9 protein-coding genes and 1 pseudogene are annotated in these 10499 nt (G+C 70.7%); 7 read left to right on the top strand and 3 right to left on the bottom strand.

Annotated elements, in window-relative coordinates; genetic code table 11:
- Positions 1 to 719: pseudogene (locus A5756_RS07655) on the bottom strand (purine-nucleoside phosphorylase); the annotation flags it as partial.
- A gap of 104 nt (positions 720 to 823) precedes the next feature.
- Between A5756_RS07655 and A5756_RS07650 the strand changes: the two are divergent.
- Genes A5756_RS07650 through A5756_RS07640 form a run of 3 tightly spaced genes read left to right on the top strand, consistent with a single transcriptional unit; the run spans position 824 to position 3834 of the window.
- The gene (locus tag A5756_RS07650; protein ID WP_231989175.1) at positions 824 to 1441 is read left to right on the top strand and encodes a cutinase family protein; all 618 of its coding nucleotides are present in this window, start codon (positions 824 to 826) and stop codon (positions 1439 to 1441) included.
- 36 nt (positions 1442 to 1477) lie between these two features.
- On the top strand, positions 1478 to 2659 hold the full coding sequence (locus A5756_RS07645; protein WP_066949961.1) for a M20 family metallopeptidase: 1182 nt from the start codon (positions 1478 to 1480) through the stop codon (positions 2657 to 2659).
- Entirely contained in the window at positions 2656 to 3834 is a 1179-nt protein-coding gene (locus A5756_RS07640; RefSeq protein ID WP_066949958.1) for an amidohydrolase, read from the top strand. Before A5756_RS07645 ends, A5756_RS07640 begins: the two co-directional genes overlap by 4 nt.
- Here A5756_RS07640 and A5756_RS07635 read toward each other — a convergent pair.
- Entirely contained in the window at positions 3831 to 4649 is an 819-nt protein-coding gene (locus tag A5756_RS07635) for an alpha/beta hydrolase (protein WP_066949967.1), read from the bottom strand. The two genes, A5756_RS07640 and A5756_RS07635, sit on opposite strands and share 4 nt — an antisense overlap.
- Positions 4650 to 4738: 89 nt before the next feature.
- Positions 4739 to 5218, bottom strand: coding sequence for a gamma-glutamylcyclotransferase (locus tag A5756_RS07630; protein WP_066949956.1), 480 nt, complete (start codon positions 5216 to 5218; stop codon positions 4739 to 4741).
- 95 nt (positions 5219 to 5313) lie between these two features.
- Here A5756_RS07630 and A5756_RS07625 point away from each other — a divergent pair, with 95 nt between their 5' ends.
- The 4 genes from A5756_RS07625 (at position 5314) to A5756_RS07610 (ending at position 10382) form a co-directional block, all read left to right on the top strand.
- The gene (locus A5756_RS07625; protein WP_066949953.1) at positions 5314 to 6729 is read left to right on the top strand and encodes an NAD(P)H-quinone dehydrogenase; all 1416 of its coding nucleotides are present in this window, start codon (positions 5314 to 5316) and stop codon (positions 6727 to 6729) included.
- 66 nt (positions 6730 to 6795) lie between these two features.
- Positions 6796 to 8553 carry a glycerol-3-phosphate dehydrogenase/oxidase gene (locus A5756_RS07620; RefSeq protein ID WP_066949950.1) on the top strand — a complete coding sequence of 586 codons (1758 nt, stop codon included), beginning with the start codon at positions 6796 to 6798 and terminating at the stop codon, positions 8551 to 8553.
- A 7-nt stretch (positions 8554 to 8560) separates the two neighbouring features.
- Entirely contained in the window at positions 8561 to 9421 is an 861-nt protein-coding gene (locus A5756_RS07615) for a pseudouridine synthase (protein ID WP_066949947.1), read from the top strand.
- 91 nt (positions 9422 to 9512) lie between these two features.
- Positions 9513 to 10382 carry a TauD/TfdA family dioxygenase gene (locus A5756_RS07610; RefSeq protein ID WP_066949944.1) on the top strand — a complete coding sequence of 290 codons (870 nt, stop codon included), beginning with the start codon at positions 9513 to 9515 and terminating at the stop codon, positions 10380 to 10382.
- Positions 10383 to 10499: the final 117 nt, after the last annotated feature.

Genomic DNA, 10499 nt, shown 5'->3' with positions numbered 1-10499 from the left:
GCCGCGGCTGCGGGACCTCGCCCGCCAGGGCGACCCGGGACTGGCCGAGGGCGTCTACGCCGGCCTGCCCGGGCCGCGATGGTCTCGTGCACGGTCGACATGCCGACCAGGTCGGCGCCCAGCATCCGCAGCATGCGCACCTCGGCGGGCGTCTCGTAGTGCGGCCCGGGCAGGCCGGCGTAGACGCCCTCGGCCAGTCCCGGGTCGCCCTGGCGGGCGAGGTCCCGCAGCCGCGGCGAGTAGGCGTCGGTCAAGTCCACGAACTGCGGGCCGACCAACGGCGAACGGGCGGTCAGGTTGAGGTGGTCGCTGATCAGCACCGGCTGGCCTACCGCCAGGTCGGGCCGCACGCCGCCGGCCGCGTTGGTGAGCACGACGATGCGCGCCCCCGCCGCGCAGGCCGCGCGCACCGGGTGTACGACGTGGCACAGGTCGTGGCCCTCGTACGCGTGCACGCGACCGACCAGCACCAGCACCCGGCGATCGCCGATTCGCGTCGAGATCAGCTCGCCGGTGTGCCCGACGGCGGTGGGCGGCGCGAACCCGGGCACGTCGGCCTGGGGCAGCACGGCGGTCGGGGAGCCGAGCGCGGAAACCGCCGGGCGCCAGCCGGATCCGAGCACGATGGCGACGTCGTGCTCGGGTACGCCGGTGCGCTCCCCGATGGCCTGCGCCGCCCGCCGCGCGAGGTCGGCGGGGTCGAGCGGGGGTTCGGCCACAGTCGGGGAGCTTAGCGGCGGAGTGGCGCGCGCCGGAATATGTGAAAATCTGCCGCATGAATCTTCGTAGGTGGCCGGTTGTCGGCCTAGCCGTCGCCGTTGCGGTGGCGGTGCTTTCGATCACGACCGGTCCGACGGCGCCGGCGCGGGCCGACGGATGTCCCGACGTTCAGCTCATCTTCGCCCGCGGCACCGCGGAGCCGCCCGGCCTCGGGGTCGCCGGAGACGCGCTGCTCGCCGCGCTGCAGCCCGCCCTCGGCTCGCGCAGCGTCGACGCGTACGCGGTGAACTACCCGGCCAGCTACAACTTCCTGCAGACCGCCGACGGCGCCAACGACGCCCGCGACCACATCGCGCAGATGGTCGACCAGTGCCCGGCGACGAAGCTGGTGCTCGGCGGCTTCTCGCAGGGCGCCGCCGCGGTCTCGATGCTGGCGGGGGTGCCGCCGCTGGGCGAGCGCATCGGCAACTTCGGGTCGGCTCCCGCGCTGGACCCGGGGCTGGCCAACAAGGTCAGGGCGGTGGCGGTGTTCGGCAACCCCGGAAACCGGTTCAACACGCCCTTGTCGACCGCGGGCCAGTTCGCCGGCCGCGCCATCGACATCTGCGTTGACGGTGATCCGGTGTGCGTGGTCGGCGGCCGGGACCGGGAGGCCCACCACGATTACGGTGTGCCGCCCTACCCCGGACAGGCCGCCGGATTCATCGCCGGGCTGGTGTAACTGAGGCCGTGAAGGTCGCGGTGGGATACTGCGAGAATGCCCACCACCGCATTGGACAACGTCGAGGATGTCGTGCGGCGACGGGGCTCCGACCTGGTTGAGCTGTCCCACGCCATCCACGCCGAGCCCGAGCTGGCGTTCGCCGAGCATCGCAGCTGCGCCAAGGCCCAGGCGCTGGTCGCCGAACGCGGTTTCGAGATCACCGCGTCCGCGGGCGGCCTGGACACCGCCTTCCGCGCCGACTTCGGCAGCGGGCCGCTGACCATCGGGGTGTGCGCCGAATACGACGCGCTTCCCGAGATCGGCCACGCCTGCGGCCACAACATCATCGCCGCATCGGCGGTGGGCACCGCGCTGGCGCTGGCCGAGGTGGCCGACGACCTGGGCCTGCGGGTGGCTCTGATCGGCACCCCCGCCGAGGAGGCGGGTGGCGGCAAGGCGCTGCTGTTGCAGGCCGGGGTGTTCGACGACGTGGCGGCGGCGGTGATGCTGCACCCGGGGCCCGCCGACATCGCGGCGGCCCGTTCACTGGCGCTGTCGGAAGCGACCGTGCACTACCGCGGCAAGGAATCCCATGCTGCCGTCGCGCCGCATCAGGGGGTCAACGCCGCCGACGCCGTGACCGTCGCGCAGGTGGCCGTCGGGCTGTTGAGGCAACAGCTGGCCCCCGGCCAACTGGTGCACGGCATCGTCACCGACGGCGGCCAGGCGGTCAACGTCATCCCCGGGCACGCGACGCTGCTGTATGCCATGCGGGCGGTCGAATCGGACTCGTTGAGACAGCTGGAGGGCAGGATGTACGCGTGCTTCGCCGCGGGTGCGCTGGCCACCGGCTGCGACTACGAGATCGACAACCCGGCACCCCCCTACGACGAACTCAGGCCCGACGAATGGCTGGCCGACGTCTTCCGCGACGAGATGCGCCGGCTCGGGCGCGAGCCGGTGGCCCGCGAGTTCGAAGCGGCGCTGCCCATGGGCAGCACCGACATGGGCAACGTGACGCACGTGCTGCCGGGCATCCATCCGATCGTCGGGGTCGACGCCGGTGGCGCCATGGTGCACCAGCGCGCGTTCGCCACGGCCGCCGCCGGCCCCAGCGCCGACCGCGCCGTCGTCGAGGGCGCGATCATGCTGGCCCGCACGGTGGTTCAGCTGGCCCAGACGCCGGCCGAACGTGACCGCGTGCTGGCCGCGCAGGAACGGCGGGCGCACGCATGAGCCTCGCCGACGCCGCTTCCTCCTGGCTGGCCGCACACCACGACGACCTGGTCGAATGGCGCCGGCACATCCACCGCTACCCCGAGCTGGGCCGCCAGGAGTACGCCACCACCCAGTTCGTCGCCGAGCGGCTGGCCGACGCGGGGCTCAACCCAAAGGTGCTACCGGGCGGAACGGGACTGGTCTGCGATCTGGGGCCCGAACACGAGCCGCGCATCGCGCTGCGGGCCGACATGGACGCGCTGCCCATGGCCGAGCGCACCGGCGCGCCCTACACCTCCACCATGCCCAACGTCGCGCATGCCTGCGGCCATGACGCCCACACCGCCATCCTGCTCGGCACCGCGCTGACCCTGGCGTCGGTGCCGCAGCTGCCGGTCGGGGTGCGGCTGATCTTCCAGGCCGCCGAGGAGCTGATGCCCGGCGGCGCGATCGACGCCATCGCCGCGGGGGCGATCACCGGGGTGTCGCGGATCTTCGCCCTGCACTGCGATCCCCGGCTCGAGGTCGGCCAGATCGCGGTCCGGCACGGGCCCATCACCTCGGCGGCCGACCAGATCGAGATCATCCTGCATTCCCCGGGCGGGCACACGTCGCGTCCGCACCTGACCGCCGACCTGGTCTACGGGCTCGGCACGCTGATCACCGGGCTGCCCGGGGTGTTGTCGCGGCGCATCGACCCGCGCAACGGCACCGTGCTGGTGTGGGGCGCGGTCAACGCGGGGGTGGCCGCCAACGCCATCCCGCAGAGCGGGGTGCTGGGCGGCACGGTCCGCACCGCCAGCCGGCAGACCTGGGTGGGCCTCGAGGAGATCATCCGCGACACGGTGTCGGCACTGCTGGCGCCGCTGGGCATCGACCACACGCTGCAATACCGGCGCGGCGTGCCGCCGGTGGTCAACGAGGACGTCTCGACGCGCATCCTCACCCACGCGATCGAGGCCATCGGCCCGGACGCGCTCGCCGACACCCGCCAGTCCGGCGGGGGCGAGGACTTCTCCTGGTACCTCGAGGAGATTCCCGGCGCGATGGCGCGCCTGGGCGTGTGGCCGGGCCAGGGGCCGCAGCTGGATTTGCACCAGCCGACGTTCGACCTCGACGAGCGCGCCCTGGCGATCGGGCTGCGCGTGATGGTCAACATCGTCGAGCAGGCGGCCGCGTTTTCGCTGCCCTAGCTCGTGGCACGCACGACGTGCCCGGCGATGTGCGCATAGGTTCGCCGGGTGACGTCGGTCGCCGCACTCATGATGTTGTAGCCGTGGTCGACGCCGGCCACCTCGTGGTACTCCGCCAATGCTCCTGCGGCGTCGAGCTTTTCGGCGTATCTGCGGGCCTCGTCGCGAAGGCGATCGTGTTCGGCCGTCACGACCAGTGCCGGTGCGATGCCCGCGATTCCGTCGGCGTTGTCACCCCAGGCGGGAGAGGCGAGGCGGTCGCGCCGCTGTGCCGGGTCGGTCACGTAAGCGGTGTCGAACACTTCGCCCATCCACGGTTTCATGACCGCCCGGTCGCCGGCGCTGGACGGCTTGTCGCGGGTGGGCGTCACGAGGTCAAGCGGCGCGTAATGCAGCACCTGCAATGCGATGCGGGGCCCGCCGTCTTCCAGGGCCAGCCGTGCCGCGGCGGCGCTGAGGTTGCCGCCGGCGCTCTGGCCGCCGACGCAGAGCCGGCTGCCGTCCCAGTCGCGGTCGGGGGCCGCCGCCCAGCACACGATGTCGTAGACCTGATGCGGCGCCGCGGGAAAGCGGTGACGCGGCGCCAGCACATAGTCCGGATTGATAACCACCACGCCCGCGTTCGCGGCGAGGTATCGGCACCACGGATCGTCTTGTTCGGGGTGCCCGACCACGAAGCCGCCGCCGTGCACGTTGACGTAGACGGACGGGTTCGCCGTGCCGGCCGGCGGGCGGTAGACGGTTGCCGACGCCGCGCCGTGCCGGGTGGGGATGGAGACCTCAGAGGTCTGGCTCCGAAATTCCGGAAACCGCACGGCGGCCTTGGGAGCCGGCCTGACCGTGGCGGCGAACGTACGCGCCAGTGCGTCGGCGACCACCGGTGTGGAGAGAATCGACACGGGCCTTAGGAGCCCGTTCCCGGACCGACGTTGTGGGCCGGTCGAGTTCGCAGGTTGTGCACGTAATCGGCCGGCGCTCCGGCGATTTCGGCCGCATCCGCCATCACGCCGAGATACCGCGCGGACGGCAGCCCACCCTCCCAGGCGTCGAGCACATACAGCCACGCCAGCACGGGGTCGGTGCTGGTGTCCGACGAGATGCGCTCCACCCGGCAGCGGATCTTCTTGTGCACCCCGAACTCGGAGCCCTCCCACCGGTCGAGGTTGTTCTCGTCGGCCGGGGTCATGTCGTACAGGACGACGAACACCTTGGAATCCGGATCTTCGACGACCGTGGCCAGCGCGCCTTCCCAGCCGATGTCCTCGCCCCCGAACGTCAATCGCCACCCGTGCAACCAGCCCGTTCCGGCCATCGGCGAATGGGGTGCGCGCTTGAGCATCTGCTCAGGATCCATGTTCGACCCGTAGGCGGCGTAGATCGGCACGGGGAAAGCTTAGACGTCACACGCGCGCGCGGTCTTGTCCCGACGGCATCGTCGCCGCGCTGCGGTGGCCCGGGTCCCCCCGCTAGGTTGGGGCTGTGGCGACCCGCATCGTGATCCTCGGTGGAGGCCCGGCCGGTTACGAAGCCGCGCTGGTGGCCGCCACCTCCCACCCCGATACCACCCACGTCACGGTGATCGACTCCGACGGGATCGGCGGCGCGGCCGTGCTGGACGATTGCGTGCCGTCCAAGACGTTCATCGCGTCGACCTGGCTGCGCACCGAGTTGCGCAGGGCGCCGCGGCTCGGCTTCGACATCGACATCGACGACGCGAAGATCTCGCTGCCGCGGATTCACGCCCGGGTCAAGCAACTCGCCACCGAGCAGTCGGCCGACATCACCGAACAGCTGCTCGGCATGGGCGTGCACGTGGTCGCCGGGCACGGCGAGCTGATCGACCCCACGCCGGGGCTGGCCTGCCACCGCATCAAGGCGACCGCCCCCGACGGCACCACCAGCGAGTACGAGGCCGACGTCGTGCTGATCGCGACGGGCGCCAGCCCGCGGGTCCTGCCGTCCGCGCAGCCCGACGGTGAGCGGATCCTGACCTGGCGGCAGCTCTACAACCTGGAGGCGCTGCCCGAACACCTCATCGTGGTCGGGTCGGGTGTCACCGGTGCCGAGTTCGTGCACGCCTACACCGAGCTGGGCGTACCCGTGACGGTTGTCGCCAGCCGGGACCGGGTGCTGCCCTACGAGGACGCCGACGCCGCGTTGGTCCTGGAAGAGGCGTTCTCCGAGCGCGGCGTCGAGCTGGTCAAGAACGCCCGTGCCCAGTCGGTGACCCGCACCGGAGACGGCGTGCTGGTCACCCTGGCCGACGGGCGCACCGTCGAGGGCAGCCACGCCCTGATGACCATCGGTTCGGTCCCCAACACCGGCGGGCTCGGCCTGGACCGCGTCGGCATCGAGCTGGGCCGCGGCGGCTACCTGACCGTGGACCGGGTGTCGCGGACCTCCGTGGCCGGCATCTACGCCGCCGGCGACTGCACCGGCCTGCTGCCGCTGGCGTCGGTGGCCGCCATGCAGGGCCGCATCGCGATGTATCACGCGCTGGGCGAGGGCGTCAGCCCGATCCGGTTGCGCACGGTGGCGGCGACGGTGTTCACCCGGCCGGAGATCGCGGCCGTCGGGGTGCCGCAAACGATGATCGACGACGGTTCGGTGTCGGCCCGCACGATCATGCTGCCGCTGCGCACCAACGCGCGGGCCAAGATGTCCGGGCTGCGACAGGGTTTCGTGAAGATGTTCTGCCGGAAGTCCACCGGCGTGGTGATCGGTGGCGTGGTGGTGGCCCCGATCGCATCGGAACTGATCCTGCCGATCGCCGTGGCCGTCCAAAACCGCATCACGGTCAACGAGCTGGCGCAGACGCTCGCCGTTTACCCGTCGCTGTCCGGTTCGATCACCGAGGCCGCTCGTCGGCTGATGGCCCACGACGATCTCGACTAGCCTTGGTCCGACACCGTCCTACTGGCGAGTAACCGACAGGAGTTTCCCGGTGAGGAGTCCTCTGCCGTGAGCAACCCGATACAGGCGCCCCAGAGCACACAGACCTGGGCGGCTTCCACGTTGGGACCTCAGCAGCGCGCGCTGGCGTGGGAGCGACTCGGCGCCGAGCAGTTCGACGTCGTCGTCATCGGCGGCGGCGTGGTGGGCTCCGGTTGCGCGCTGGACGCCGCCACCCGAGGGCTGAAGGTGGCGCTGGTCGAGGCGCGCGATTTCGCGTCGGGCACCTCGAGCCGGTCGTCGAAGATGTTTCACGGCGGGTTGCGTTATCTCGAACAACTGGAGTTCGGGCTGGTGCGCGAGGCACTTTACGAGCGGGAGCTGTCGCTGACCACCCTGGCGCCGCATCTGGTCAAGCCGATGCCGTTCTTGTTTCCGCTGACCAACCGCGTGTGGGAGCGGCCCTACGTCGCTGCGGGCATCTTCCTGTACGACCGGATGGGCGGCGCGAAATCCGTTCCGGCGCAAAGGCATCTGACCCGGGCCGGCGCGTTGCGGTTGAGCCCTGGCTTAAAGCGGACGTCCTTGATCGGCGGAATCCGCTACTACGACACCGTCGTCGACGACGCCCGGCACACCATGACCGTCGCGCGCACCGCCGCCCACTACGGCGCGGTGGTGCGGACCTCCACCCAGGTGGTCGCGATGCTGCGCGAGGGCGACCGGGTGACCGGCGTGCGGGTCCGCGACTCCGAGAACGGCGCCGTCACCGAAGTCCGCGGCCACGTCGTGGTCAATGCGACCGGGGTGTGGACCGACGAGATTCAGGCGTTGTCGAAGCAGCGCGGGCGATTTCAGGTGCGCGCGTCCAAGGGCGTGCACGTGGTGGTGCCGCGCGACCGTATCGTCAGCGACGTCGCCATCATCCTGCGCACCGAGAAGTCGGTGATGTTCGTCATCCCGTGGGGCACGCACTGGATCATCGGCACGACCGATACCGACTGGAATCTGGACCTGGCCCACCCCGCGGCCACCAAGGCCGACATCGACTACATCCTGCAGACGGTCAACACCGTGCTGGCCATTCCGCTGACGCATGCCGACATCGACGGCGTGTACGCGGGGCTGCGGCCGCTGCTGGCCGGGGAGAGCGAGGAGACCTCCAAGCTGTCGCGCGAGCACGCGGTGGCGGTGCCCGCGCCGGGATTGGTGGCCATCGCCGGCGGCAAGTACACGACCTATCGGGTGATGGCCGCCGATGCGATCGACGCGGCGGCCCAGTTCGTCCCGGCCCGCGTGGCGCCCTCGATCACCGAGAAGGTCAGCCTGCTGGGTGCCGACGGTTACTTCGCCCTGGTGAATCAGGCCGAACACGTTGCGGCGCTGCAAGGTTTGCATCCGTACCGGGTGCGGCATCTGCTGGATCGCTACGGTTCGCTGATCGGCGACGTGCTGGGTCTGGCGGCCGGAAACGCCGACCTGCTCAGCCCGATCAAGGAGGCGCCGGGCTACCTGAAGGTGGAGGCCCTGTACGCCGTCATCGCCGAGGGGGCGCTGCACCTCGAGGACATCCTGGCCCGCCGGATGCGCATTTCCATCGAGTACTCGCACCGCGGCGTGGACTGCGCCGGCGAGGTCGCCGACGTGGTCGCGCCCGTGCTCGGCTGGAGTGCCGCCGACGTCGAGCGTGAGGTGGCGAACTACTCCGCGCGGGTGGAGGCCGAGATCTTGTCGCAGGCCCAGCCCGACGACGTGTCGGCGGACGAGCTGCGGGCGAGCGCCCCGGAGGCGCGCGCCGAGATCCTCGAGCCGGTGCCTTTGAATTGAGCGTCAGGTGAGAACGGCGCCGCTGCCGGTGCGCGACGGGCTCGGCCCGGCGCGGGTGCGGCTGCACGGCGGACCGGTCCTGGCCGAGCTGACCGAGCGGTTCGGCGCGCCGGCGCGGTCGAAGGTGCTGGCCGGGGAGGTGGTCGACGCCGACGGTGCGGTGGTCGACGAGGCCACGGTGCTGCCCGCCGGATCACACGTGTTTCTCTACCGGGAGCTGCCTCATGAAGTTCCGGTGCCATTCGACATTCCGGTGCTTCATCGCGACGCCGACATCGTGGTCGTCGACAAGCCGCATTTTCTGGCCACCATGCCGCGCGGCAGCCACGTGGCGCAGACGGCGCTGGTGCGGCTGCGCCGGGAGCTGGGCCTGCCTGAGCTGAGCCCGGCGCATCGGCTGGACCGGCTGACCGCCGGGGTGTTGCTGTTCACCGCGCGCCGCGAGGTGCGCGGCACATACCAGACGCTGTTCTCGCGGGGGTTGGTGCGCAAGACGTATCTGGCGCGCGCCGCCGTGGACCCGGCCCTGGTGTTGCCGCGCGTGGTGCGCAGCCGGATCGTCAAGCGGCGCGGGGTTTTGCAGGCCGTCTGCGAACCCGGAGCGCCCAACGCGGAAACGCTGGTGGAACTCCTTTCCCCGGACGGCCTGTACCGGCTCACCCCGCGCACCGGGCGCACCCACCAGCTGCGCGTGAGCATGGCCGCCCTTGGTGTACCGATCAACGGAGACCCGTTGTACCCCAACATCATTGACGTGCCGGCCGATGATTTCAGCACGCCGCTGCGGTTGCTGGCGCAGCGCATCGAGTTCGACGATCCGGTGACGGGGGACCGCCGCGAGTTCGTCAGCCGGCGAGCGGGGCCGTAGTTTCGCTCGGTCTGTCGTGCCGATGGCTTGCCGGGCGCGCGCTCTAGGTGGACAGTCGTATTGAAAACCTCGAACGCTTCGGAGGCCGCCGATGGAGATCGTCCCGTCGGGCCTGGGCTTCGCTGCAGAGGTGTGTGGGGTCAGCATTCAGGACGTCGCGGCATCGGAGGTCGCGCACGCAGCGGTACGCGCGGCGTTCGAGGAGCATTCGGTCCTGGTGTTCCGAGATCAGGACTTCACCGACGAAGCGCAGCTCGCCTTCTCCCGCTGCTTCGGTCCGCTCGAGGTCACCAAGGTCGGTTCGGACGGGCATGGCACCAACCTCGTCATCCTCAAGACCCTCGACGAGGCGGGCAACGTCGTGCCCGAAGGCCACCGGATTGCCCTAGAGAACAAGGCCAACCAGCTCTGGCATACCGACAGCTCGTTCAAGCGCGTCCCGGCGCTCGCTTCGGTGTTGTCGTCGCGCGTCATTCCGGGGCATGGAGGTGAGACCGAGTATGTCTCCACCCGGCTCGCCTTCGAACGCCTCGATCCCGGGTTACAACGGCGGCTCGAAGATTGCTTTGCCTGGCACGAGTACGCCTATTCGCGCGGCAAGATCGCGCCCGACCTGGCCGGCCCGGCCGAGCGCGCGGCGCTGCCGCCGCAATGCTGGCGTCTGGTGTGGCGCAATCCGGTCAACGGCCGCAAGGCGCTGTATTTGGCCTCGCACGCGTACGCGATCGAGGGTATGGCGCCGGCGGCGGCGCGGGAGCTGATCGCCGGGCTGACCGAGGCAGCAACTGCCCGTGAGGCCCGATTCGTGCACTCGTGGCGCGAGGGCGACGTGGTGATGTGGGATAACCGCGCGGTCATGCATCGCGGCCGGCCGTGGCCGGCGGGGGAGCCACGCTTCATGGTGCGGAGCACGATTTCCGCGACGGCCGCGGACGGGCTGGGGGCCATGCGGTTGTCGTAGCCGGGTGGCATAATCGAATGTATGTTCGAATCGAGGGTGCCGTCGCCCGCGGTGATCGCGGAGTTCGATGAGCACTTCGAGCGGCGGTATCCGTCTGCGACGGCGGAGTCGGCGGCG

Origin of the sequence: Mycobacterium sp. 852002-53434_SCH5985345, assembly GCF_001667155.1 — a bacterium.
Taxonomy (GTDB): domain Bacteria; phylum Actinomycetota; class Actinomycetes; order Mycobacteriales; family Mycobacteriaceae; genus Mycobacterium.
This window is presented reverse-complemented; position numbering and strand designations above follow the sequence as displayed.

Coding starts and splice junctions, on each gene's coding strand:
- A5756_RS07645 (WP_066949961.1), top strand. CDS start 1,478: ATGCCCACCACCGCATTGGACAACGTCGAGGATGTCGTGCGGCGACGG.
- A5756_RS07640 (WP_066949958.1), top strand. CDS start 2,656: ATGAGCCTCGCCGACGCCGCTTCCTCCTGGCTGGCCGCACACCACGAC.
- A5756_RS07610 (WP_066949944.1), top strand. CDS start 9,513: ATGGAGATCGTCCCGTCGGGCCTGGGCTTCGCTGCAGAGGTGTGTGGG.